The organism is Phaeocystidibacter luteus (genome assembly GCF_008933115.1).
Taxonomy (GTDB): domain Bacteria; phylum Bacteroidota; class Bacteroidia; order Flavobacteriales; family Schleiferiaceae; genus Phaeocystidibacter; species Phaeocystidibacter luteus.
Genome location: NZ_WBVO01000001.1, coordinates 675,916 through 700,548 on the forward strand (window position 1 = coordinate 675,916; position 24,633 = coordinate 700,548).

Sequence of the window (24,633 nt, forward strand, 5' to 3'; positions counted from 1 at the left end):
TTTACTTGACTTTATGTAAAATGTGTTTAACTTTGCGTCAACTAAACACGACATCAACAAAAACTAACACACCATGTCTTACCAAGAAAAAAAGGCTCTTCTCAACTTTGTAACCTATGTGATTGCTCTGCTACTCTACGCCAACTACGTGCATGCTCATTATTGGCAAGAAGGCATGAACACGGATGAGCTCCTGCAGTTTTGGTCGAGATTCCTTCTCATCATGATTCCGGTTCAAATTGTGATTCACATCATTGTGCACATTCTATTGGGAATTGCGAGAGGAATGGCGAACGGAGGGAAAATCAAGGAAGAAGTAGTTGATGAATTCGACAAGATCATTGAGCTGAAGTCGAGCCGAAATGGGATGATTTCATTTGCGTTCACCTTTATTGGAGGATTGATTTGGTTGGCCAATGGGTATGGTGTAAATCACTTCTTTATGACTCTGATCATAGGCGGAGTTTTCGGGGAAGTGATAGAAGCTGTATCTAGAGTGTATTATTACAGAAAGGGAGTATAATGGCAAAGTCAAAAATCACAAATCAGATTAGGAAGCTTCGATTCCTCAAGGATGAGATGACCCAGCAGGACCTTGCCGATGCCGTAGGTGTATCTCGACAAACCATTGTGGCTATTGAAAAAGGAAACTACTCCCCTTCACTGGAACTTGCTTTCAAGCTTGCGCAGTCGTTCGATAAATCAATTGAAGATGTATTCAGCTATGACGACCAAAAGTAAGATGCGAGCAGCTGTCATGCCGCGCTATGGAACTCCGAGCGACCTGAAGCTTGTTGAAAAGGACATTCCACAGCCTGCGGATAATGAGGTACAGATCAGGGTTCATGCAACAGCGGTTAACGACTTCGACTTGGGAATGATTAAGGGAAGACCCTATGTTCTTCGTATGGCTAGTCTGAACAAGCCCAAATACCCCATACTTGGCCTAGATGTAGCGGGAGAAGTTTCGGCGGTTGGCAAAAAAGTTTCGAAATGGAAAGTTGGCGATCGCGTTGTTGGCGATTTATCTGAAGACCATTGGGGTGGATTTGGAGAATACGCCTGTGCTCGTGAAACTTCCTTCAGTGAAATTCCGGTTGAAATGAGTTATGTAGAGGCGGCTTCCCTACCCCACGCCGGCCTTTTGGCTCTTCAGGCGATTCGTCAGATTGACGCCCTTCAACCTGGAAAATCTATTGCCGTTAATGGAGCTGGCGGCGGTGTAGGTCCGATTGTTATTAAGCTTGCAAAGAGAGCCAACATGCAAGTCACAGCCATAGATTCCGCTGAAAAATTAGACTTTCTGAAAGAGCTAGGCGCTGACGAAGTAATTGATTACAAAGTGGAATCCTACCAGAAGGAGCGTCGTGACGCTTTTGATTTCATCATTGATTGCAGAGCGACAGGCCGCCCGCCATGCTACGCCCTTACTCTGAAAAAAGGAGGAAGATTTACGGCGATTGGAGGAGCGTCCAACTCCCTAATCGGTTTACTCACGGTTGGAAGCATCATCAACCTATTTGGTTCAAAAAAGCTAAAGATACTCGGCTACAAGCCTAATTCAACGGATATTGCAGAGACCTTGCAGATGTGTGAAGATGGAATCATTACTCCCATGGTTGACTCCGTATATCCCCTCACGGAGATCAAACAAGCTTTTGAAAAGTATGAGAATTTTGGAATGAAGGGTAGGATTGTAATTTGTTTGGAATAGGATGAAGGAGATGACTCTAAAGGCTGATAATTTCCGCAAGACGGAATAAGAATAAGCACAACTATTTTTCGGAAATCGCAGCGCGTTATTTGATTTCTAATTGCTCAAATGCCTTGGGTCTCAACTCAAGGGGGGCCCCATCCCCTCCCCAGTAGTCAAGTTCGGTAAATCCCAATGGCTAGTCGGAGGACAAACGTTTACAAACGGATAATCATGTGAATCACGCATTCGACTACTGAGATTCGCTCATTCTGACGCTTGTTAATTAACTTGAGACTAGGGAGGGGCTAACCAGCCCCCTACCCACTAGATTACATACCAGCGCTCCTGATTCATTAGACTTTCAGCCTTAGGCGAGGAGCAAGAATCCACAGAATACAGCTTTTTCAATAATCAGATTCAATTCCCAAACAATACCAGTCGAAATCTCGTTTGTTTTGTAATTTGACCAAGCCTCATCAAATCCTAAATCAATACACCTCATTTCAACCGGTCCAACTCTCTCCCGAATCGGCTGCGCCTCTCGGGATTCCTCCTTTCAATCGGAACATCAGCTACTGAGTTAATTAGTCCATTTGTCCAAAAGTCTATTAGTCTATCCCCCCATTAACCCACTAATCCAACACCCCATGTCTAATCAATCCCTCATCATCGAAGAACGTGCCCGCGACATAGGAGATTTCCTAGTTGGACGTCTACTTCCATTTCGCAAAAAACGCATGGTGGGACCATTCATCTTTATTGATCATATGGGACCTTCAACTATTGGGGAAGGCAGCTACCTTGATATTGCTCAGCATCCGCACATTGGAATATCAACGTTGACCTACCTCTTTGAAGGAGAAGCTATGCATCGCGACAGTACAGGCGCAGTTCAAAGAATTACACCTGGATCGGTAAATTGGATGACGGCCGGCAGTGGCGCGGTTCACACCGAACGCACTCCCGAAGACAAGAGAGATGGGCGTGCCCGAAATATGCACGGATTTCAAATTTGGGTTGCTCTTCCGAAGGAGAAGGAGAACATGAAGGCAGAGTTCCACCACGTTTCCAAAGAAAATCTGCCTGTTTGGGAAGAGAATGGTATGCGGTTGAAACTCGTAGCCGGCGAGGCCTTCGGAAGGAAAAGTCCTGTTCCAGTTCACAGCAAACTCTTCATGTTGAAGATTGAAGTTCTGGAGGATGGTCAGCTTGACTTTAAAAACAAACTCTACGGCGAAGTCGGAATAGCGGTAGTTGAAGGGGCAGTTGAGGCTTGTGGTGAAACAGTCGACAAAGGCAAAATGCTCGTTTCCAATGAGGAAGGCGGTTGTACTTTCGGGGTGAAAGCTGGAAGCTTGCTTCTCATTTTTGGAGGCGAGCCATTTCCGGAGCCCCGCCACATTTGGTGGAATTTTGTCGCAACTTCCCAAGAAGCCATAGAAGACGCGAAAACACGATGGAAAAACGGCGAGTTTGACATGGTACCTAACGAAAGCGGGGTGATTCCTTTGCCGTCGTGAACAGGAAGCAGGCTCTAAGTTCATTGGCCTGCCCGTCCAACCCTCTCCCGAATCGGTTTCGCCTCTCGGGATGCCTCCCTTCGGTCGGAACATCAGTCTGCCAGTCTAACCCTCTGGCCATCTAACCCTCTAACCCTCTCCCGAATCGGCTCCGCCTCTCGGGATTCCTCCCTTCGGTCGGAACATCAGTCTGCCAGTCTAACCCTCTGGCCATCTAACCCTCTAACCCTCTCCCGAATCGGCTTCGCCTCTCGGGATGCCTCCCTTCGGTCGGAACATCAGTCTGCCAGTCTAACCCTCTGGCCATCTAACCCTCTAACCCTCTCCCGAATCGGCTCCGCCTCTCGGGATGCCTCCCTTCGGTCGGCACATCAGTCTGCCAGTCTAACCCTCTAACCCTCTCCCGAATCGGCTTCGCCTCTCGGGATGCCTCCCTTCGGTCGGCACATCAGTCCAACCCTCTAACCCTCTAACCCTCTAACCCTCTCCCGAATCGGCTCCGCCTCTCGGGATGCCTCCCTTCGGTCGGCACATCAGTCCAACCCTCTAACCCTCTAACCCTCCAACCCTCTGGCCTACATTTTGCGTTATCCAACCAAACGAATCGCCATGAGACCTCACCTCCTTTATACCCTCGCTATACTTGCAAGCGCCATTCAAGCTCTCGCTGTTCAACCCAAACTGTTTCCCTGTAGCGAGAACCAAAAGTGGGGGTACATCGACATCCACGGCGATTGGGCAATTGAGCCCCAATATGACTTAGCAGAAGTATTCACAGAGGGAATCGCTGCTGTGCGTCAGGATGGATTCTACTTCTATATCAATGACAAAAATGAACGTTTGCATACCTCAGCATTCGTTTATGCATATCCTTTTACAAATGGCTTGGCCATTGTCATGGAGGGCGAACACTACCACCTCATCAATGCTGACTTTGAAAGGATTTCAGCTCGAGAATACACGCAAATCTATCGTCGGCCTAGTGGGATCTACATCGCGCTTATAAATAACGAAGAAGTTGAAGTGCTGGATGAGAACGGCGAATCCATTCTACCTCCATCGGCAGGGTCGACATGGCCTTTTGGGACAAGTCTATTCGTCAGACATGAAAGCAATGACGTACCTGGAGAGATCTACAACTACGAAGGACAGCACATCATGTCAATTGGTGATTTACAGGCAGGCGCCTGCAACGATGCTTACTTCGTGCTTCAGAAATCTAATTCCCAAGGACTTGGTGTGAACTACGTTTACACCAGCGAAGGGGAAATGAAGTTCACAATTCCCGATTCGCTCTACTTCTATCATTCGCGGCATTATACACAAAGTCCCACCCCATTTGAGAAATATTCAAGTCCGATAAACTCTTATCGCGATATGTATGACCGTCCGCGTCACTGGGGATTGCTACACGATAATGGTCACTTCCAACCCTTAGGGGACTCCATTACGAATATGACCTACATGGAGAATGACCGATGTTTTGCAGAGATAAACCAGCAACACTGGATTCTGCTAGACGAACAGGGCAAGCAAGTTTCAAACAAGCGATTTAACCTCCCACCCCATTACTTGGAGAGCATGGATTTGCCCCTACTCTTCACGAACGGCAAAGCACTAGTCGAGTTTGAGAATAGATGGGTTCTGATAAATCGCAATGGAGACGTAACTCTTACTGGACCGAACTCGGAGTACCATGAAGCGATCTTTCAAATCATGGATGGTAAGATGGCGCTTTTTCGCCACGCATCTGACAACAACAAGCGCACCTATTGGAATTTGAAAACAGGAGATACGTCGAAAGCCGTCTACGACCGTATATTCGTGTATAACAGCAATTACATGGGATGCTTGAAGGATGGTGAAATGACATTCGTGCTATCAGACGGAACCATTGTTTACCCCCCATCCACCACCAAAAACTCAGCCTTACGTCCACTTAACATTGCGGCAAAATTCGAAAACTGGGTCACGGTAGGAAGCCCACCTCTTCGCAGCACTAGCGGATATGGAGGTTGGGGAAATTCTCGCAATGGATATCAGGCAGCTTCACATTCCGATCTGAAGGGTGAGCTTCAAGTAATTCGCTCCGAAGAGGTGATTCCATGGAAAAGAGACTCTAGTATTTCTGCCCGAAAAGTAACCTTAGTGAACGGCACCAAGGACACTATTTTCTTTGAGGCTCAAGACAGCCGGCTTTACACCGTAGTTGAGGCTGTCAATGGAGAAGGAGAATGGTTACCAATTGAGAATTTCAGGAGCTCATGGTGTGGAAATAGCTACCATACGGTTTACTTGCCGCCAAACAAAGAATGGACATGGACCGTCCCTGAGTTTGATGGCGGCGTAGAAACGGAATTCCGGATAAGGGTCTACAAGGCTTTTACGCGGGAATACGACCCAGACAAGGAGCCGGAGAACGACTGGGACTACACCTCAAAATATTCGAACTCAGAACCGTTCGAGGTATATTCAGCCACTTGGACCGGACGATTAAACCCAAGTCAGTTCTATCGAGAAATGTCGTACTCTCCTTCAGGGATTATGGATCCGTATTGATATCTTGTGAAAGGCCAGAGGCAAAAGGCTTGAGGATTTGGGCAAGAGTCCAAGTTCCGGCTCCAACCCTCTCCCAAATCGGCTCCGCCTCTCGGGATTCCTCCTTTCAGTCGGAACATAAGTCCATAAGTCCAACCCTCTAACCCTCTAACCCTCTAACCCTCTAACCCTCCAACCCTCCAACCCTCCAAAAAATGAAAATCCACCTCCTCCGCGGCATCAACGTCGGCGGCCACAAGAAAATTCCAATGGTTCAATTGCGGGAATGCTATGAGCGACTTGGATTGAAGAATGTGAAGACGTACATCCAATCTGGAAACGTGGTTTTCGACGGAGACGTGACAAATGAAGCTCTTGAGAAATCTATTACAGAGGTCACTGGGTTCGAAGTACCCGGGATGTTATTTGAGGCTGATGAGTGGCTGGAACTTGTGGAAAAGGCTCCTTCCATATACGAGGAGGCAGGAACGGAAATCAAGAAGTATATCACGCTAACTCAGCACCAACCCACAGATGCACAGGTTAAGGTCGTAACGGAAAAACTAACAGAAGAGGAAACACTGACACACCATGGTCGAGCACTTTACCTCCATTACCCTTCTGAATTAAAGAAGCCGTTTTTCACCAACACGGCCGTTGAAAAAGCGCTCGGACAGCGATGTACTACCCGAAACTGGAATACGCTTGTTGCGCTTAAAAAAATGGTGAGCTGATTATAGGTCAAACAACGACAAATCCCAGTCGCGCTGCACTTTCACCAAATGTCCTTTGTAGATGTAAAGCGGACCTTCAATGTTGTTTGTGTAAAGCGAACCCGTTCCTAATCCTTGCGGCATTTCATTGCCCAGTGTACTTGTCCACTCTGCGATCGCGTTCAATCCTACGTTTGATTCTAATGCCGATGTGACCCACCATCCAATACCGGCTTTTTCAGCGCGAGTAATCCAATCTCTACTTCCAATCCATCCGCCGATAAAAGATGGCTTTAAAATGATGTATTGAGGATTGATAGCATCTAGCAATTCCTGTCGTTTCGCATAGTCATGCACGCCAATCAACTCCTCATCTAATGCGATCGGCACTGGCGTTGAAGCACACAGTTTTGCCATTTCATCCCACTGGCCGGCCTTAATAGGCTGTTCGATACTATGAATATCAAGTTTCTTCAATTGATCGAGCATCGCTGGGGCTTGGTCTGACGTGAAAGCTCCATTCGCATCCACCCGAAGTTCTAATTCGGATGAAGAATATCGGTCGCGGATAGATTTCAAAATTGCCCGCTCACTATCCCAATCAATGGCGCCAATCTTCATTTTCAAACAACGAAAACCGGCCTCAATTTTCTCTTCGACTTGCTTTCGCATGAAGTCTTCATCCCCCATCCAAATCAGGCCATTTATCGACTGCCCTTCCTCGCCCCTGCTGTAGAACGTGTCAAATAGAGAAAGAGGTTCAGCCGTAAAAACATCGCGCGTCGCCTGTTCCAATCCAAATTGAATGGATGGGAATTCAGCCAATCGGGGATACCAATACTTCATTCCTTTATTGATGTACTTGCAAACTTCATCGAGCTTTTCCTCATATTCTGGTACATCATCCGGACTAAGCCCCCTCAGCAAGCCACATTCACCAATGCCATACTTCCCTTCTTCACGAGCGATGATGAAATACGTCTCTTTGGTTTTGAGGACACCCCTACTCGTTCCAGCAGGTTGTTTGAATATCAATTCATGTTTTATCCAACGTGCTTTCATGTGGTGGGATTTAAAGTAAATGGAAGTTCAGCGCAAGTCCGGAGATAAGTGCAAACAGAAGTGTCGACAAGGCAAGCGGTTTCAACAGAGGATCAAATTCACGTGGCGTTTCAGCCTTCCTCGCTTTTCTCAATTGAATAAAAATGATGGGAGAAGTTGCCATAGCTAACCAGGCCCATCCACCCTGAGTCCCAAGCCATATATATAAAGCCATGGAGACAACCGCACCGATCAGAAGTACAGAATGATAAGTCTTTGCCTTAGCTCGTCCAATCTTCACCGGAACAGTCATCTTACCGTGGGTAACATCCGATTCCAAATCGCGCATGTTATTCAGGTTTAGTACTCCCATTGCGAGAAACCCAACGGAAGTAGCTGGAAGGAAGACGAGCAGATTCAATTCTTGAGTTTGCAAAAAATGGCTTCCAACAACTCCGACCCATCCAAAGAATATCAATACGTAGACATCGCCATAGCCCTTGTAACCGTAGGCCGTTCCCCCCACAGTGTACCGAATGGCCGAAATCACCGCGCCCGTGTTCAAAATCAGAAAGGCATAAAATATCCAGGATGGCAATGACTCTGTTCCTAAATAACTCAGCAAGGCGCCACTAATCCAAGCAAGAATGGCAAACAGAACAACGGCATTTCGCATCTGCTCCGGAGTAATCTCCCCAGCTGCAACTGCTCGTCTCTCACCTTGACGATCCGCATCGGTTCCTTTCACACCATCGCCATAATCGTTCGCATAATTGCTTAAAACTTGGTAGAAAAGGGTGGTAAGCAAAGAGAGTATGAGAATCTCGTAGGTAAAAGCACCTTGGCTAATCGCAATGAAATTTCCGAGAAGAATACAGGAAAACGCCAACGGTAACGTACGAAGTCTTGCCGCCGCAACCCATGATTTAATCGCCATTTATCTTGAGATTTTCTGCTTCGAAAGTACGAAGTTGAATCAAGACTTCACCCCATTTCTGAGATGTGCGAAATACGACTGCAGTACCTCGGCATTAATCTCGCCCGGCGTGTGCACTTCGAGTAACCGCGGCCCATCACCATCTGAAAGCAGCCATTCTAAGGCCGAAGACCAATCAGATTCATTCTCAGCTCGCTTATAATCAAGACCATAACTCATGGCTATGCCCTCCGCATTCGTATCGTGTTGAGTCTCGAAGTACTCCTCTAAAGCTGGAGAACCAGATGGGCCTTTGATAATTCTAAAAATTCCACCACCTCCGTTATGAATCAGTAGGATTCGCATAGATGGCGGAACTACATGATTGAAAAACGCATTAGAATCGTAGAAGAAGCTCACATCTCCTGTAATTAAAAAGACAGGATCTTCACTCGCCCACGCCATACCTACCGCGGTGCTCGATGCGCCATCAATTCCAGCTGTTCCTCGATTGCTGAAATGAAGGTTTTCTCTACCTCCATCAAACAGCTGTACGTACCGAATTACGGATGAATTTGCTAGCTGCAGTTTCCAATGCTTTGGAAGAGCTTTAAGGGTGTCTCGATAGATAGTGAAGTCGCTAAAAGGCACACTGTTCTCAAACTCAGAATGAAGCTCGCGACGTCTTTGCGCGATGTCCATCCAATGTTTGCGATACCCACTTTTCGCTGGTTTGAGTTGAGGTAAGAAGTGGCTAAAGAACTCCTCTGGCCTGGCAATGACGCCATGCGTAAGCGCCCTAAAAGTATCAGGTTGCGGCCACTTCACGTCTATGTGAATATGTGTTTTTGGAGGATGATTGCGCAAAAGCGCTTTTACCATCTTAGAGATGATTGCCCCTCCAAAAGTGAGCAACACATCCGGAACCAATTCTGCTTTTTGATCCTCTGTTATGGTATTGATAACACGGTCAATATGTCCAATCGTTGCCTCCTCTGGAAGGTTAGTGGTAGACTCTGTCCAAATGAGGGTATTCTCATCCTTGGCCAGCTCTAAAATCGCCTTGCCCCATTGTGGTCCTGGAAGAACTTGCCCGACTAGGACCCATTTCTTGACGGGTTGATTCCAGATATTGATGACAGACTGCAACTCCTCCACACTCAACTGTGGTCTACCTCCCACTACCGAGATAGTTTTTGGAATCACCTTCTCTGTGGTAGTACCGTACAGCGGTTCTTCAAATGGCAGGTTTACATGAACGGGACCTTCTCGGAGCGCGGTCATCGACAATGCCTCATTGAGAATTCTGTCATTGTACGCATGATCGGCGACATTCTCCGAATCCACCAAGAGATTAGCCTCTGCCACAACGTGTTCTCGGTACAACCCTTCTTGTCTAATGGTTTGTCCTTCGCCTTGATCTACCCATTCTTTTGGACGGTCAGCTGTGAGTAAGACTAGAGGTAATCGTTGGTAGAATGCCTCGACGACAGCAGGAAGGTAATTCGCCGCTGCTGAACCAGATGTGCAACACACGGCAACGGGTTCTCTTCTTTCTTGAATTACGCCCAAGGCAAAAAAAGCGGCACTTCTTTCGTCGGCGATAATGACTTTTTCAAATCGCTCGTCGGCTTGAAAGGCCAAAACTAATGGGGCATTTCTAGAACCTGGGGAAAATATTACCGTTCGAATGCCATGAAAGTAGGCTAGTTCGAGCAGTGCTTGTACGTTCCGTTTATCGGAGTAATTCATTCTGATGTTTTATCCGAAGAAATAACAGCCTTGAGGGTATGAAGTTTATTTACGGTTTCATCCCACTCTGACTCGGGGTCAGATTTCGCCGTGATTCCTCCTCCAGCGTATAAAGCTACGCGCTTTTGACCAACCTGCATGCATCGCAGGTTGACGTAAAAGCCTGAGTTCTCATCCGAAACCCAACCGAAGTAACCTGCATATAGTGAACGATTGAAGCCTTCGACCTCATCGATAATTCCTAACGCTTCTCCGCGTGGCATTCCGCAAACAGCCGGTGTTGGATGTAAGGCTGCAGCCCAATCTTGAGGATTTCCCGTACTGGGTTTAGAGGATTCTATTCGAGTTATCAAATGCTCCACCGGCCCCGCTTGAATAGCCTCCGGTCCTCTACACCCTACCTTACCCGCGCCGAGGTTTAAGAGTGTCTCACGAATTGACTCGGTCACCGCAGCCTGTTCATCGACTTCTTTTAAGCTAAATTCTGGTCCGTCTGGTTTTCTCGTTCCTGCGAGCGCCATGGTGTAGACCGCGTGTTCGTCAGTAGTTAAGAGTGTCTCAGGAGTAGCGCCCATCCAAAAACTATCTTTTGAACGATGTGCGTGGACGACAGCATCCGGATAAGAATCGCAAAGCTGCTCGAACACCGTGAGGGGGTTGATATCTATTTCTAGAACCTCGCGCCTAGCAATTACCACCTTTCGGAGATCTTTCGCCTTTATCTCATCAACCACTTGAGCTACATTTCTCAGATGTCGGTTCTTGTCTGCGCTTGAATGCACATCTAACTCCGATAACTCATTTTTATCGAGCCAACGCTTACAGGATTCGAAATCAAACGGTCCACTAGCTTGATACTCCTTTGGCTCACCTTTGAAAGGTGCCACTACGATACGTGGGTTGGAGTTCGAATCGCTTCCTGACAACTCCCATCCTTGGATAGGCATGCCCGGAATCCTCCAGATCAAATATTCTCTATGCTTATTGCTTGCTCGCACGTGGCACAATCATATTTGTCATTTTGCAGAATGAAATCAGCTTGCCTCTTTCATCCTCTACCTTCATTTCCCAAAGGTGTGTCGACCTTCCTTTGTGAATGAGTTTTCCGGTGCAGTATACCATGCCTTTGGTGATGCTTCGCACGTGGTTTGCCGAAATTTCGATTCCGACAGCCACATACTTCTCAGGATCATCAACAAAGAGCATTGAACCTCCGCTACCGAGAGATTCACAGAGCGCAACGGTAGCACCTCCGTGAAGAAGTCCAACAGGTTGATGAACTCTGGGGTTCACAGGCATTGAAGCTTTCACCCAATCCTCACCCAAATCGATGTATTCAATCTCAAGGGTGGTCATAAGTGTGTTCTCAGAAACCTTGTTGAGAACAGCGAGTTTATCGGCTTTAGTCATGCCTCAAAGATACAATGACTCCCTCGAAAGCAAAGTGAAAGATTCAAGACGAATCAGACGAATAGGCCTATAGTCGAAATTCAAACTTTACACCTATGATTGGCATCGTCGTTCTCATATTGGTCGGAAGAGGCTTCTATAATCTGGCCAAGCAGCACAACATCAATAATCCCTGGATTTACTTCATCGCTCCAATAGCTCTCTATTACGGTGTTTCGATATCCATTGGTGTTGCAGTAGGTGTGGTTTCGGCGATGTACTACCCCGACTTAATTGATGCCGAAGGCGAATTAAGTGGTGGCGCGTATGCTAGCGTTTTGGTAGGCTCGATTGCTGGAGGTGCAGCGGCGGTATATTTCCTGTACAATAGCTTGAAAAAGCGCTGGAGTCGTAGAGAAGTAAATGAAGATCTCTTGGACGAAAGCATAGTACGCTACTGAGCTGCTCCCATAAACATTAAAGCATCATACACTAGAAAAGCCGGCCAAAGCAAGGCTTTTACGAAGCCCCACACACCGAACCAGAAGGTTGTGGCGTGACCGATGTAGTACACAGCAGCTCCAATAAACCCCAAGCCATAAACGGCTCCTCCTCCTCCACTTTTTACTTTGTCTTTCATGATTATTAAGGTGTTTGGTACTCCTCGAAGGTATTGAGTATCAATCCATAAAAACATGAGAAAGCTCAAGTTTGGAAAACAAAAAACCCCACCGAAGTGGGGTATACTTTGCATGTGGAAATGAATTAGAACTTGTTGTCAAGTATATTCTCATCCGACATGGCGAAGGAATTATCCAATGCCTTGGGATCTGGTCCGTATTCATTCCGTCCAGTATCCCCTTCTGTAAGCATAAGTACGAGAAACCAAATTCCGCCAATTAAAGGAATGAAACGGATAAACCACCATGCCCCACTTTTGCCTTGATCGTGTAGTCTACGGATATCAACTGCTATTAGAGGAATGAAGTGAACCAATGCTACCAAGGCTAATGGAATCATAGCTTGTCTCTCGTTGAGAAACAGATTACCTAATAAACTTGTAACCAACATAATGGCAAATGTGATCAAGACGAAAATCCAGTAATCGCGACGTCTTAGTCGGCCATCGAACTCAGCGTACCGAGTCATAATGCGTACGTATACATTCATAAGAGAAAGAGTTTATCATTTTAGAGAGCGAAAAAAGTGATTTTGGATGTTCCTTTCTGTAGGAATTCAGTAGAAATTCGAAAAAACGTTGCAATTGAAAATATTTCGGAACAATCCTTGTTGATATTAAGGTAGACTATCAACTCCTTCCTTACTATGAAATATTTAGCTCTCTCCGCCGTGGCTGCTCTGGTGATTTCTTGCCAGAACGAAAGTCACACACCACCACCAGTACCCTCAACAACGCTAGCCTCCGTCCAGGTCGATGTGCCTGGCCCCATCTCGGAGATGCTCCCAGATCTTATCCCCACTGAACAAAATGTGAGTGCTGTTGAAGCCACTACCATTGAACTCGAAAGTGGTGTGGTGATTTCGATTCCCGAACACTCCTTCGTTCATCAAGATGGAACGCCGGTGACGGAACATGTCGATTTACTGATTGAGGATATGACAAGCCTCGGCGCTATCATGAAGTCTGGAATCCGAATGGACGCCAAGATGCCGAACGGCGAGTATGGTACGTTTCAAACGGCGGGAATGATTTCCATTAACCCCGTACAAGATGTACGGATTGCACCGGGAAAATCAATCGGCATCAAGTTTCCAACGAAGAATACAGACGAGGACTTTGACTTTTGGAAATTAGATGAGCAAACGAACGAGTGGGTTCGAGTTAATAAAGGGTTAGAGGTAGACGACCCTTCTGCTCAGACCAGCCAAACGACCAATTTTACGCGCGTCAATACACAGGCTTCCGTCCTATTTTCCCCACCGTTTCTCTCGAAACATTACAACGCAACTATGTCACATTGGGTTCCTGCCTTCTCTAATCAGGAGAAATATGCGGAAAAGTTGCTGGACATGAGAATGGGATGGAAAGTACCTTTCCCTGTGGCGCTCAATCGAGGTAATCCCTATCAATCTTTACGAGCGTTTCGACACAGGAAGTTTCGCCCATTACCGGAGCTCTCGGCAGTTTCCCCGTTGTATTTCGTTGCTGTTGATAGTCTGAGTAAGTGGAACCTGGATCAAATTAAAATTCAGACTGCAAGTATGCTCCGCGGACACGGTGATTATTATGTGATATATGGAAACACCATGGAGACTGATAGTGCTGTTTCTGCGAAAGTGCGTTGGAGCTACACCCGCATCCAAGGGATGAGGAGAAGGACCGCGTACAAGGCTTATACACTCACCCTCCGAAGGGCCGATTCTACGATGCTCGAAATGGTCGATCATATTCAAAGAGAGTTCGAAACAGGTGAATTTGATGATGATTTGTACTTGAAATTGAGAGAGCAATGCGAGTTGTACATTGGACGCACGCCCACAATTGAACAGAATGAAAGGTCACGATATCTCTATGCTCTACTTCAGCAAAGAGCCAATTTGGTGAGTAATTATCAAGAGTATGTATCTACACAAGAAGGGATAGATAAGATAGAAGAGGCACTTTCATCGAATAATTCATCCGCTTCGAGAAATGTCAACATCAACTCTTTTGGCACGTACAATTGCGACCGCTTCTGGATCGTCCCTGCAAATGACTTCGCGGTAAACTTCCATACCGATTCGGAAAGATCTTCCATGAGCATCTATCTTATTGATATAAACGATAGAGCGATTGTGAATTTAGGTCTGAGGTGGTCAGGCGAACCACAGAAAGTTCGCCTGCAAACAAAGCGAGACTTCGTGGTGATGGGTATCGACAATGGCAGCGTATTCGTCGGTAAACTCAACACGATTGACTTCACAAGTTCAGGAACAAATGAGGTCGAATTAATCAGCACGAAGAATGAAGCGGAATTGGAAAAAATTCTAAGTGATTTAGGATAATGACAGAATCTGCATTTAGTCCATATTATCGCTTTCCCACCTCTACAGATACCACTACCTTTGCGTCTTAACCTTCACTCGTAACGAAGAATTAAGATGATTAAAGTTACTCTACCCGACGGGTCGGTTCGTGAAATGCCCGACGGAAGCAGCGCCATGGATGTGGCGAAAGACATTAGCCATGGTTTGGCTAGAAATGTACTCAGCGGAACTTACAACGGCGAAACCATCGAGCTTGAGGACCCCCTCACCGAAGATGGCGCTCTCGAACTGTTCACCTGGGATAGCGAAGGAGGAAAAAGAGCATTTTGGCACTCGTCTGCCCACGTACTCGCACAAACCCTTCTCCACTTCTATCCGAACATTAAGCTGACGATTGGACCTCCCATTGAGAATGGATTCTACTACGACGTAGACCTCAACGGAGAGTCTATTGGAGAGGCTGATTTTCCAAAGATTGAAAAGCAGATGCTCGAATTCGCTCGTCAAAAAGCGGAATTTAAGTTGCGGTCTGTTACAAAGGCAGAGGCCTTGGAATACTACAAGGACAATGAGTACAAAACTGAACTCATTCAAAACCTTGAAGACGGTACTATCACCTTCTGTGACCATAGCAACTTTACCGATTTGTGTAGAGGTGGACACATTCCCAACACCGGCTACATCAAGTCGGTAAAGGTGATGAACATCGCCGGTGCATACTGGAGAGGAAACGAAAATAACCCACAGTTAACTCGTGTGTACGGGATTTCCTTCCCGAAAGCGAGCATGCTTACAGAGTACCTTGAATTGCTCGAGCAAGCAAAGCAACGTGACCACAGAAAGTTGGGTAAGGAATTGGAACTCTTCACGTTCAGTCAGCGTGTTGGACAAGGTTTACCACTTTGGTTACCGAAAGGAGCTGCCCTTCGTGAAAGATTGGAGCAGTTCTTAAAGCGCGCTCAAAAGAAGGCTGGCTACCAGCAGGTGATCAGTCCACATATTGGTAACAAAGAATTATACGTGACTTCGGGTCACTATGCAAAGTATGGTAAGGACAGCTTCCAGCCAATCAATACCCCAGAAGAAGGCGAAGAGTACCTACTCAAGCCGATGAACTGTCCGCACCACTGCGAAATCTACAAGGCGACACCGCGCTCTTACCGTGACTTACCTGTTCGCTTTGCGGAATTTGGAACTGTGTATAGATACGAACAGAGTGGTGAGCTTCATGGGTTAACTCGTGTTCGCGGGTTCACTCAGGATGATGCGCACATTTTCTGTACGCCAGATCAGGTGAAAGATGAGTTTAAGAAGGTAATTGACCTTGTATTGTACATCTTCAAAACACTTGATTTCAATGATTTCACTGCTCAAGTTTCATTGAGGGACCCTGAGAATACTGAAAAGTATATCGGTTCGGATGAAAACTGGGAGAAATCTGAAAGTGCCATTATTGAGGCTGCAGAAGAGAAGGGATTGAAGACCGTTGTGGAATATGGCGAAGCTGCATTCTATGGTCCGAAGCTCGACTTCATGGTGAAAGATGCCCTGGGAAGAAGCTGGCAACTAGGAACCATTCAGGTAGATTACAACTTGCCAGAGCGCTTTGAGCTTGAGTACAAGGGTAGTGACAACGATTTGCACCGTCCGGTTATGATCCATAGAGCGCCATTTGGATCTATGGAAAGATTTGTTGCAGTATTGCTTGAACATTGTGGGGGTAATTTCCCGTTATGGTTAATGCCGGAGCAAGTTGCCATCCTTCCGATTTCGGATAAGTATCAGGACTACAGCGTGAAAGTTTCGAAATTGCTTGAAAATTACGATATTCGCGCCCTCATTGACGACAGAAGTGAGAAGATAGGAAGGAAGATTCGCGACGCTGAAGTGAAGAAGATTCCATACATGTTGATTGTCGGTGAGAAGGAGATGGAGAGCGAGACTTGCTCGGTTCGCCGTCATGGAGAAGGAGACATTGGCTCGATGTCGGTGAAGGAATTTGCTGATCTCGTGACAAAAGAAGTTGAAGAAAAGTTAGCAGCATTTGACGCTAACTAATTGTATTATAAGAATTTGTGTTTAACTAAAACTACAGTACTCTGAGGAGACCAAGAAGAGCCCCGCAGCGCAGAGAGCGCCAAGAGGACCAGCACCTCATCAACGAAAAGATTCGCGTACCACGTGTGCGTGTCATTCAAGATGGAGCTGAGCCCGAGGTTTTGGCAACGCGTGATGCATTGGCAAAAGCAAAAGAACAAGATTTGGATTTGGTAATGATTACAGACAAGGCGGATCCGCCGGTTGTGAGAATTATCGATTACAAGAAGTTCCTGTATGACCAGAAGAAAAAGCAGAAGGAAATTCAGCAGAAGGCTCAGAAGGTCACCGTTAAGGAAATTCGTTTTGGACCAAACACCGACGACCACGATTATGAGTTTAAGCTAAAGCATGCTTATAAGTTCTTGGAAGATGGTGCAAAGCTCAAGGCGTTTGTATTCTTCAAGGGACGTACGATCGTTTACAAAGACAAAGGAGAAATCCTCTTGTTGCGATTGGCGCAGGACCTCGAGGAAGTAGGAAAAGTTGAGCAGATGCCGAAACTTGAGGGTAAGCGTATGATTATGTTCATCGGCCCGAAAAAGAAGGCGAAGTAAGATTATCACTGTAAGTCGAGCGTAAAACTGTAAGATTATGCCGAAAATGAAAACCAAGTCTAGTGCTAAGAAGCGTTTCAAGCTTACTGGTACTGGCAAAATCAAGCGTAAGCACGCTTTCAAGAGTCACATCTTGACCAAGAAAGCGACTGACCGCAAACGTCGTCTAACTGATGCTACTTTGGTAGACAAGGCAGACGAGAAGTCAATTAAGCAGCAGCTCACTATCGGTTAATACCGGAGTTGCGCTGGTTAAATTCATTAAACCCTGTGTTGTCGCCCCATTAAAAAGTTTCCTGTTCGCCAGGAGCGCGCCTCACAAAAAATGATCAAATTATGCCAAGAAGTGTAAATCACGTTGCATCAAGAGCCCGCAGAAAGCGCCTCATGCAACTTTCAAAAGGTTACTACGGACGTCGTAAGAACGTTTGGACAGTAGCAAAGAACGCGGTTGAGAAGGGTCTTCAGTACTCTTACCGTGACCGTAGAAACAAAAAACGCACATTCCGTGCATTGTGGATCGCGCGTATCAACGCCGGTGCACGCGCCAACGGTATGTCTTACAGCGTTTTCATGGGTAAAGTAAAAGCATCAGGTATTGAGCTAAACCGCAAGGTACTCGCTGACCTCGCAATGAACCACCCAGAGGCTTTCAAAGCAATCGTAGCGAAAGTTAAATAAGCAATAGTTCGACTTACAGTATAGGTCCCGTCTCACAGCAATGTGATGGCGGGATTTTTTTTTTGCTGGAATGTAGAACATCATCAAACCATTTACTTACTTTTGACGTTAGTAACGTTACACGTTTGTATGATAGCTTCATTTGGCTCTAAGGATACCATCCACATTTATGAAGGGCACAGAATCAAAAAGCCCCAATTAGAAGTGCAGAACATCGCCCGTCGAAAATTGCGCATGCTTCACAACTCGAAGGACATAAATGATCTCAGAGTACCTCCTTCAAATAGGCTAGAGAAGTTATCAGGAAATTTGAGAGAATTCTACAGCATACGTGTGAACAAACAATGGCGTATAATATTTAAATGGAAAGATGGCCAAGCCCTTGACGTAGAACTAATTGATTACCACTAAGACCTAGAGTATGAGTGAATTAAGAAACATACATCCCGGAGAAGTCCTGAAAGAGGAGTTCCTATTGCCTCTGCAGATTACGGCTTATCGGTTGTCGAAGGATATCGCCATACCTCAAACCAGGATATCCGAAATCCTAAAAGGGAATCGAAGAATCACTGCGGATACAGCATTGAGATTGAGCAAATACTTCGGCAACTCTGCTAAATTCTGGTTGGGCCTTCAAGATGATTTTGATATCGAAGAAGAAATGAGAACTAAGCGCCAAGAGCTCGAAAATATCAAGCACTTTGAGGAACGTGATGTGGCCTAGGGATACTGTATTCTTCCAGAATTGGCGAATGAATTGTACCCGACTGGCCATGGTTGTTATGATTGCACTTGCACTCTCCTGCAATCAGAGCTCTTCCGAGCATTCAAACACAATCCAGACTTCCGATACTAGTATTAATTTCGACCAACGACTGATTGGAACCGGCACCCCAACCATCATCTTCGAAGCCGGCCTTGGCGATGGAAATGAGCATTGGACCACGCTACAGGATAGCTTATCAAAATCATACACAACACTGAGTTACGACCGCCTTGGCGTCGGAGAATCTCCTTCTACTACCCTTCGACGAACTGTTGAGAATCAGGTAGAAGACCTCCATCAACTCATTACACAGAACTCAATCGACGGCCCAATCATACTCGTCGGTCATTCCATGGGGAGCTATATCGTACGAAAGTATCAAAGCACATATCCAGATGACATAGCTGGCATTTTCCTCATCGACCCATCTCATGAATACCAACACGATGAAATCCGTTCGAGGATGTCAATGCAAGAGGTCGATTCAATGAAGGCGGCCATGGAATCCTTTTTTTCTGAGCAACCGAAAGGTGTGTACAACGAATATTTAGAGTTCGAACCTACGTGGATAAAAATGCGAGAAGTGCCCTTCCCAAAAGACATCCCAGTGCATATCGTTGCTTCTTGGAGAGAAAACAGTTTCTTGACGCCAGAAAATATGGCAGCCAAAAAAAAGCTCTACAACAATTGGCTGATGGGTCATGAGAACATCACAATGACCAGCACAACCCAAAGTGGTCATTATATCCATCTCGATGAGCCAGGGCTTGTTTTGGAGTTGATTCGAGATTTCTTGTCAGATGTAGATTTAAGTCTCGCCCCCTAAGTCAATTGACAGTCTAATAATCGACCTGTTCTAAGTGCCTCGACGCACAATGCTGCCTCAGATTCTATCATTTTATTCTACATCAATTAATTTCAAATGAAGTTCCAATCCACCGAAATAAATTGATAAACTTATATCCAAATGGAGACAGTCCTCTGAAGGTGCAATCTTTCAGTGCTTCGTATACCTGAAGGAAAAGGATACCGTGTCTACTTTGTTGAAATAGATGACCTTGTACTCCTCTTATTACTTGGAGGAAACAAAGCCAGGCAATCCTCAGACATAAAAAAGGCAAAGAATATCTGGAATGAACTCAAAAAAGAAGATTACTTATAAATCATTCGATGTTGCAGATCATCTCGAGGATAGAGAGGTAATCATCCAGTACCTCAATACTGTATTGGAAGAAGGAGATGCAGCTGATCTAGTTCTCGCATTATCGGATGTTTCTAGAGCCATAGGCATGTCGAAAATTGCAGAATCAACAGGTATGAGTCGTCCAAGTTTATACAAAGCACTCGCCCCCAACGCACGACCTCAATTCAATACCATTCTAAAAGTATTAAGAGCTATCGGAGGGAATTTGAGCATCGTTCCGTCAAAGCAATAGTCTTCCTTGTAATGAAACAAAAACGCGCACTTATCACCGGAGCTACTGGAAATGTTGGTCAAGCGGTCATTGAATTTCTAAATGAGATTCATGATACAGAACTCCTGAGTATTCATGCAGGAGTACGATCTAAAGAAAAAGCGGCCGGAAAATTTCCCGACTCAGTTTCGCTAATAACTTTCGATTTTGAAGACCAGACCACGCATGAAGCGGCCTTTGAAGATGTGGATGTGCTGTTTCTATTGAGACCACCCCAGATTTCAGACGTGAAAGGTGTGTTTGCTCCTATGTTAAACACAGCTGTGAAATGTGGCATTAATAAAGTGGTCTTCCTCTCTGTACAAGGTGTAGAGAGTAGCTCGGTAATTCCACACCATAAAATTGAAGCCATCATTCGCAAACTTCAATTCGAGTATGTTTTTCTTCGACCGAGTTACTTTATGCAAAATCTAACGACGACGTTGCTTCCCGAAATTAGAAACAAAAGGACTATAACTCTCCCCTCTGCCAATGCCGTATTCAACTGGATTGATGTGAAAAACATTGGCGAAGTTGGAGCCTATGCGGTTAATGACTTTGAATCATTTCGGAATCGCGCAATAGAACTTACCGGAGAAGAAAACCTGAACTTTAAAGAAGTAGCGAACTTACTCTCGAAAACACTCGATCTCCAAATTACGTATCGCCCAGTCAGTCCATTCACCTTCTTCTTTCAAAAGGCCAAGAATTCCAGCCTGGGGTACGCGTTTGTGGTCACCATGTTACACTTTCTGCCTCGCGTTCAAAATGCTCCAATCATCAATCATAACTTTCTAGAAATTTGCGGAAGCCCCCCAACACGCTTAGAAGATTTCATTACTCGGGAAAGAAAGCAGTTTACTCCCTAAAAGTATTTACCCATAATCCGAACGATTCCCTTCTTTCTGCTGTTATCTTGCTGAACTAAAACCAATCGTTCATGAAACTTACCATACCCCTACTCGCTTTATCCGTTTTGTTTAGCACGCCGTTGCTAGCCCAAAATTCATGGCAAATAGAATTGAACAGCTATGGCGGTCAAGTACTTGGTGACTTTAGCGAGTCTGACCAAATAAATACAACAAACGGGTTCTCCGAACACTCCTTTTCGAACGACCTCACTGTGAAGTACTACATCGGCGACCTCGGATTGGGAATTCGATTTAGTTCTGGATTGTATAGCCTCGACTATGAAGAGTACGAAGAGTCACTTGCCGAGTTCTTCAACGCCGAAAACAATGCATATCGCAATCGTCCGAACTTCGGCTACTTCTCCCTTAGCTCCATGTTTGGAATTTCCTATCGTGTAGGAATTGCCGAGAAGTGGAGCCTTGAACCAAGTTTCTTTTTCGGCGGAATGAGCCTAGTAGTTCCAGGTGATGACATGGTCTTTCAAAGAGGCGCTACTACGGAGAGATTTATCTCAGAGACTTCAGTCACCGAAGGCCTCGTCCTAGCTCCTGGAATTAGAGCAAACTGGCAATTCCACAAAAACTTTGGCGCATCCGTAATGCTAGAGTATCAATATACCTCACTTGAAGAAGTAGAAATTGAAGGGGTCATTTACGACGTAAATGGAATCGCTGAATTTGAACTGGAAAAGCAACTCAGCCCTCAAGCGTTTCAACTTGGCATCGGCTTCTACTACAATTTTGGGTCATAGCAAAAGGACCTGACGGATTCTATCTATCATCGCCTCCATTGATATTTTAGATTCGTTAGCAACCTTTTCAATTCTACCTTCGTATTAATGGCAAAAGCAACCGAGTGTCGTTGAACTCACCATCAGAACTCATCCGCGTTATACAAGCGTGCCGCGACAATAACCGTCTAGCCCAGAAGGAGTTATACCAACACTTCTATGGCTATGGTATGAGTGTAGCCTTCCGATACGTAAATGATCGGGAAGACGCAGTGGAGATTCTGAATACCGCTTTTGTTAAAATATTTAAGAACCTCGATTCGTACGATATCGAAAAGCCGCTTAAGCCATGGATTCGCAGAATTATGGTGAATACGGCTATCGATTTTCTTCGAGTACGCAGGAGAATTGCCGATTCAGGTGACATTGAGTTGGCTCCAGAACCGGGCGTACAAGAAAGTGTGACAAGCAACTTGGCTTATGAGGAAATCCTCAAATTAATCCAGCAACTTAGTCCGTCGTACCGAACCGTATTTAACCTCTTCGTCATCGAAGGGTACAAACATGAAGAAATTGCCGACATGCTCGGAATATCCGTGGGCACGTCGAAATCAAACTTGTTTAAAGCCAAAGCACATCTTCGTGTGGCTTTGGAAAAATTGGAGGCAGAATGAGTGAGCACGATCCAATGGAAGACCTCTTCCGCGATCGAGCGGAGAGTTATGAGTATCCTTTTAATGAAAAGGATTGGTCAGCCTTAGAAGCAAGGCTCGACCGTGAAATGCCTACACGCGGTGGAAACTTTTGGGGATATGCACTATCCACCCTTCTACTCGTGAGCATTCCTTGGTGGCCGTGGAATATCGAAAACCACCAATCCGCTCCATCAAATACTACAGAACAGACCATGCCTGCACCTGCTGCAGCGGATGAGTCTATATCCGTAGCACCTAATTCTACAAATTCAGTCAGTGAAGATGCGACCGATTTGGCTGCACAAACCGAGTCGTCAAACCTTTCTACATCAAGTCAATCACAAACACCAACAAGCACCACAACCGAGGTCTCACCTCAAACCAATACCCAGAGTACCAATCTCACGACAAGCCCTTCAGGCCCATCTTCAAGCAACACTTCAGTCAGCTTTGCAGATGCCCAGTCAGACGGAGCATCAAGCGAAGATTCTCAAGCTGAATCTAAGCGGAAGGCGATTGAGCACTTGCACCTCAACTCCCTTTCTCTGAATCGGGATGGACTCGCCATGGAGCCTACCCTCATACCAAATGATGAATCTCCCAATACTATTGAAGAGTTAATCGACGCACCCCTTGCGGTTACATCCGACTCCGAAGATGGAGGAGAAATCGTATCATCAGAAAACGACAAAGGATGGCAAACATGGCGTCCATTTGTGCTCGTTGGCAGTGAATACGGAGGTACCCAAATGAATAACTCACCAAGTCTAGGCTTCCGGGCAGGTGCAGGTATCCGTTATCAACCGTTCGAGCAGTGGAGCGCTTCGATTGGAGTGAACTATGCCAACATTGGCTACACAGCTTATGGTGAAGAATACAAGCTAGCTTATGAGCTTCCACAGTATCATAACCTCGACTGGACCGACGGACATTGTTACATGTTTGAATTCCCTATTGAGGTAAGGTGGCATCCACTTGATTGGCTCAACATAGGAACAGGCTTGCGTTCGTACTATATTCAGCGTGAGACGTACGATCTATACGTGAAGAACGACTATGGTCCAACAGAGAAACACGGAGTGGAATATGAAGTACCTCACTCTGCGTTAATGGCCCACTGGATTATCAGTGCGGGCTTCGCTGTACCAGTTGGTAAGGATTACGTGGAGATAAAGCCTTTCTATCAAGTACCGCTAAAAGGAGTGGGACACGGAAGTGTTTGGTGGAACAGTGCTGGCGTATCTATGATGTACCTATTCTGATACTACAATCAACTTTCCGTCGATTTCGATTTCTATCCAATTGGCACCTGGCATAGGTAGTTTTCGTTGGACCGTATACTTGGCCTTCACATTGCTGAGCACAACCTCGTTTGGGCGAAACCATACCTTTTTGTCAAGCACCACTTTATCCAAGGGATGATTGAAGAATGCATTATTCTGCTCCACGGATAAAACAGATATCAATCCGAAGAGCCTAGCGGTTTCAAGGTTCTTGGGATTGCGGAATATCTCCTCTGATGTGCCGCTTTCAATAATTTGTCCGTCTTGAAAGACTACAATTTGATCCGCAATTCTCAAGGCGTCAACCGGGTCGTGCATGACTGAAATAGTGGTCATCTTCTCTTTAGCGAATAATTCTCTCAGAGCCGGAATGAAGTCATGCTTGTGAACCGGATCAAGATTCGAAAAGGGTTCATCCATCAGTAGAACTTCGGGTTCTGCCAAAAGCGTTTGCGCTAAGGCTACCCGTTGAAGCTGTCCCCCACTCAAATGCTTTGCTTTCCGTTGCTCTAGATTGCTGATTTCAAGCTCGTTCAGCCATTTCTTGATTCTATCGGCCCGCGCGTCATCATCGTGAGAAAGAATGTACTTCCTCAAGTTTTCCACAACTTTCATGTGTGGATCTTGACCAAAGTCTTGTCGAACCAGCTTAATCTTGTCGTTACCAGGAACAAGCCTCTCCTCTGCTCCTTTCACTCGTTCATCCCGCCACAAGATCTCTCCTTCTCCAGGCTGTAGAAGTCCCGCCAAGCATTTGAGGAAAGTCGTTTTGCCACTTCCAGAACGTCCCACTATGGCGACTCTAGCACCTTCAGAACAGCTCCATGAAGGCACGTCTAATGCGAACTCGGTCTCATCTGAATACTGATATTGAAGGTTTCGTACTTCGAGCATAGCGCGAAAGT

At 45.8% G+C, this 24,633-nt stretch carries 28 protein-coding genes; 20 read left to right on the forward strand and 8 right to left on the reverse strand.

Going from position 1 to position 24,633, the window contains the following annotated elements:
• Nucleotides 1-73 precede the first annotated feature (73 nt).
• The 6 genes from F8C67_RS03065 (at nucleotide 74) to F8C67_RS03090 (ending at nucleotide 6,488) form a co-directional block, all read left to right on the forward strand.
• Nucleotides 74-523, forward strand: coding sequence for a hypothetical protein (locus F8C67_RS03065; RefSeq protein ID WP_151666318.1), 450 nt, complete (start codon nucleotides 74-76; stop codon nucleotides 521-523).
• A complete protein-coding gene (locus tag F8C67_RS03070; protein WP_151666319.1) occupies nucleotides 523-741 on the forward strand; it encodes a helix-turn-helix transcriptional regulator in 219 nt (72 codons plus the stop codon). Before F8C67_RS03065 ends, F8C67_RS03070 begins: the two co-directional genes overlap by 1 nt.
• A complete protein-coding gene (locus tag F8C67_RS03075; protein WP_151666320.1) occupies nucleotides 713-1,714 on the forward strand; it encodes an NAD(P)-dependent alcohol dehydrogenase in 1,002 nt (333 codons plus the stop codon). The genes F8C67_RS03070 and F8C67_RS03075 overlap by 29 nt, the downstream gene beginning before the upstream one ends.
• Before the next feature lie 629 nt (nucleotides 1,715-2,343).
• Nucleotides 2,344-3,216, forward strand: coding sequence for a pirin family protein (locus F8C67_RS03080; RefSeq protein WP_151666321.1), 873 nt, complete (start codon nucleotides 2,344-2,346; stop codon nucleotides 3,214-3,216).
• A 609-nt stretch (nucleotides 3,217-3,825) separates the two neighbouring features.
• A complete protein-coding gene (locus F8C67_RS03085) occupies nucleotides 3,826-5,775 on the forward strand; it encodes a WG repeat-containing protein (protein WP_151666322.1) in 1,950 nt (649 codons plus the stop codon).
• Nucleotides 5,776-5,969: 194 nt separating this feature from the next.
• Nucleotides 5,970-6,488 carry a DUF1697 domain-containing protein gene (locus F8C67_RS03090; RefSeq protein ID WP_151666323.1) on the forward strand — a complete coding sequence of 173 codons (519 nt, stop codon included), beginning with the start codon at nucleotides 5,970-5,972 and terminating at the stop codon, nucleotides 6,486-6,488.
• Here the strand turns inward: F8C67_RS03090 and F8C67_RS03095 are convergent, their stop codons facing one another.
• Genes F8C67_RS03095 through F8C67_RS03115 form a run of 5 tightly spaced genes read right to left on the reverse strand, consistent with a single transcriptional unit; the run spans nucleotide 6,489 to nucleotide 11,586 of the window.
• Nucleotides 6,489-7,529 (reverse strand): o-succinylbenzoate synthase, encoded by a 1,041-nt coding sequence (locus tag F8C67_RS03095; RefSeq protein ID WP_151666324.1) that lies wholly within the window; start codon nucleotides 7,527-7,529, stop codon nucleotides 6,489-6,491.
• A 10-nt stretch (nucleotides 7,530-7,539) separates the two neighbouring features.
• Entirely contained in the window at nucleotides 7,540-8,445 is a 906-nt protein-coding gene (gene menA / locus F8C67_RS03100; protein WP_151666325.1) for a 1,4-dihydroxy-2-naphthoate octaprenyltransferase, read from the reverse strand.
• A gap of 39 nt (nucleotides 8,446-8,484) precedes the next feature.
• Nucleotides 8,485-10,176, reverse strand: a complete 1,692-nt coding sequence (menD, locus tag F8C67_RS03105) for a 2-succinyl-5-enolpyruvyl-6-hydroxy-3-cyclohexene-1-carboxylic-acid synthase (RefSeq protein ID WP_151666326.1) — start codon at nucleotides 10,174-10,176, stop codon at nucleotides 8,485-8,487.
• On the reverse strand, nucleotides 10,173-11,123 hold the full coding sequence (locus F8C67_RS03110; RefSeq protein WP_151666327.1) for a chorismate-binding protein: 951 nt from the start codon (nucleotides 11,121-11,123) through the stop codon (nucleotides 10,173-10,175). The genes menD and F8C67_RS03110 overlap by 4 nt, the downstream gene beginning before the upstream one ends.
• 34 nt (nucleotides 11,124-11,157) lie before the next feature.
• The gene (locus tag F8C67_RS03115; RefSeq protein ID WP_151666328.1) at nucleotides 11,158-11,586 is read right to left on the reverse strand and encodes a PaaI family thioesterase; all 429 of its coding nucleotides are present in this window, start codon (nucleotides 11,584-11,586) and stop codon (nucleotides 11,158-11,160) included.
• A 95-nt stretch (nucleotides 11,587-11,681) separates the two neighbouring features.
• Between F8C67_RS03115 and F8C67_RS03120 the strand changes: the two genes are divergently transcribed.
• Nucleotides 11,682-12,026 carry a hypothetical protein gene (locus tag F8C67_RS03120; RefSeq protein ID WP_151666329.1) on the forward strand — a complete coding sequence of 115 codons (345 nt, stop codon included), beginning with the start codon at nucleotides 11,682-11,684 and terminating at the stop codon, nucleotides 12,024-12,026.
• Here F8C67_RS03120 and F8C67_RS03125 read toward each other — a convergent pair.
• Both F8C67_RS03125 and F8C67_RS03130 read right to left on the reverse strand, forming a co-directional pair.
• Complete coding sequence (locus tag F8C67_RS03125; RefSeq protein WP_151666330.1) at nucleotides 12,020-12,205, reverse strand: hypothetical protein; 186 nt, start codon at nucleotides 12,203-12,205, stop codon at nucleotides 12,020-12,022. The genes F8C67_RS03120 and F8C67_RS03125 overlap by 7 nt on opposite strands.
• A gap of 125 nt (nucleotides 12,206-12,330) precedes the next feature.
• Nucleotides 12,331-12,735, reverse strand: coding sequence for a DUF805 domain-containing protein (locus tag F8C67_RS03130; protein WP_151666331.1), 405 nt, complete (start codon nucleotides 12,733-12,735; stop codon nucleotides 12,331-12,333).
• 156 nt (nucleotides 12,736-12,891) lie between these two features.
• Between F8C67_RS03130 and F8C67_RS03135 the strand changes: the two genes are divergently transcribed.
• The 13 genes from F8C67_RS03135 (at nucleotide 12,892) to F8C67_RS03200 (ending at nucleotide 23,707) form a co-directional block, all read left to right on the forward strand.
• Nucleotides 12,892-14,571, forward strand: coding sequence for a hypothetical protein (locus tag F8C67_RS03135; RefSeq protein ID WP_151666332.1), 1,680 nt, complete (start codon nucleotides 12,892-12,894; stop codon nucleotides 14,569-14,571).
• Nucleotides 14,572-14,667: 96 nt separating this feature from the next.
• Complete coding sequence (thrS, locus tag F8C67_RS03140; RefSeq protein WP_151666333.1) at nucleotides 14,668-16,611, forward strand: threonine--tRNA ligase; 1,944 nt, start codon at nucleotides 14,668-14,670, stop codon at nucleotides 16,609-16,611.
• 41 nt (nucleotides 16,612-16,652) lie between these two features.
• Nucleotides 16,653-17,207, forward strand: a complete 555-nt coding sequence (gene infC / locus F8C67_RS03145) for a translation initiation factor IF-3 (protein ID WP_223277505.1) — start codon at nucleotides 16,653-16,655, stop codon at nucleotides 17,205-17,207.
• Between the two features lie 37 nt (nucleotides 17,208-17,244).
• A complete protein-coding gene (gene rpmI, locus F8C67_RS03150) occupies nucleotides 17,245-17,442 on the forward strand; it encodes a 50S ribosomal protein L35 (RefSeq protein WP_151666335.1) in 198 nt (65 codons plus the stop codon).
• Between the two features lie 101 nt (nucleotides 17,443-17,543).
• Nucleotides 17,544-17,888 carry a 50S ribosomal protein L20 gene (gene rplT, locus F8C67_RS03155; RefSeq protein ID WP_151666336.1) on the forward strand — a complete coding sequence of 115 codons (345 nt, stop codon included), beginning with the start codon at nucleotides 17,544-17,546 and terminating at the stop codon, nucleotides 17,886-17,888.
• Between the two features lie 129 nt (nucleotides 17,889-18,017).
• Nucleotides 18,018-18,299 (forward strand): type II toxin-antitoxin system RelE/ParE family toxin, encoded by a 282-nt coding sequence (locus tag F8C67_RS03160; protein ID WP_151666337.1) that lies wholly within the window; start codon nucleotides 18,018-18,020, stop codon nucleotides 18,297-18,299.
• Nucleotides 18,300-18,309: 10 nt separating this feature from the next.
• Nucleotides 18,310-18,612: a HigA family addiction module antitoxin gene (locus F8C67_RS03165; RefSeq protein ID WP_151666338.1), complete on the forward strand. Its 303-nt coding sequence runs from the start codon at nucleotides 18,310-18,312 to the stop codon at nucleotides 18,610-18,612.
• 28 nt (nucleotides 18,613-18,640) lie between these two features.
• Complete coding sequence (locus tag F8C67_RS03170) at nucleotides 18,641-19,480, forward strand: alpha/beta fold hydrolase (RefSeq protein WP_170266341.1); 840 nt, start codon at nucleotides 18,641-18,643, stop codon at nucleotides 19,478-19,480.
• 307 nt (nucleotides 19,481-19,787) lie between these two features.
• The gene (locus F8C67_RS03180; RefSeq protein ID WP_151666341.1) at nucleotides 19,788-20,090 is read left to right on the forward strand and encodes an addiction module antidote protein; all 303 of its coding nucleotides are present in this window, start codon (nucleotides 19,788-19,790) and stop codon (nucleotides 20,088-20,090) included.
• An 11-nt stretch (nucleotides 20,091-20,101) separates the two neighbouring features.
• On the forward strand, nucleotides 20,102-20,977 hold the full coding sequence (locus F8C67_RS03185; RefSeq protein WP_151666342.1) for an NmrA family NAD(P)-binding protein: 876 nt from the start codon (nucleotides 20,102-20,104) through the stop codon (nucleotides 20,975-20,977).
• A 71-nt stretch (nucleotides 20,978-21,048) separates the two neighbouring features.
• Entirely contained in the window at nucleotides 21,049-21,771 is a 723-nt protein-coding gene (locus tag F8C67_RS03190; RefSeq protein WP_151666343.1) for a hypothetical protein, read from the forward strand.
• Nucleotides 21,772-21,875: 104 nt separating this feature from the next.
• Nucleotides 21,876-22,424, forward strand: coding sequence for an RNA polymerase sigma factor (locus tag F8C67_RS03195; protein ID WP_151666344.1), 549 nt, complete (start codon nucleotides 21,876-21,878; stop codon nucleotides 22,422-22,424).
• The gene (locus F8C67_RS03200; RefSeq protein WP_151666345.1) at nucleotides 22,421-23,707 is read left to right on the forward strand and encodes a porin family protein; all 1,287 of its coding nucleotides are present in this window, start codon (nucleotides 22,421-22,423) and stop codon (nucleotides 23,705-23,707) included. Before F8C67_RS03195 ends, F8C67_RS03200 begins: the two co-directional genes overlap by 4 nt.
• Here the strand turns inward: F8C67_RS03200 and F8C67_RS03205 are convergent.
• Entirely contained in the window at nucleotides 23,699-24,622 is a 924-nt protein-coding gene (locus tag F8C67_RS03205; RefSeq protein ID WP_151666346.1) for an ABC transporter ATP-binding protein, read from the reverse strand. The two genes, F8C67_RS03200 and F8C67_RS03205, sit on opposite strands and share 9 nt — an antisense overlap.
• Between the last annotated feature and the right edge of the window lie 11 nt (nucleotides 24,623-24,633).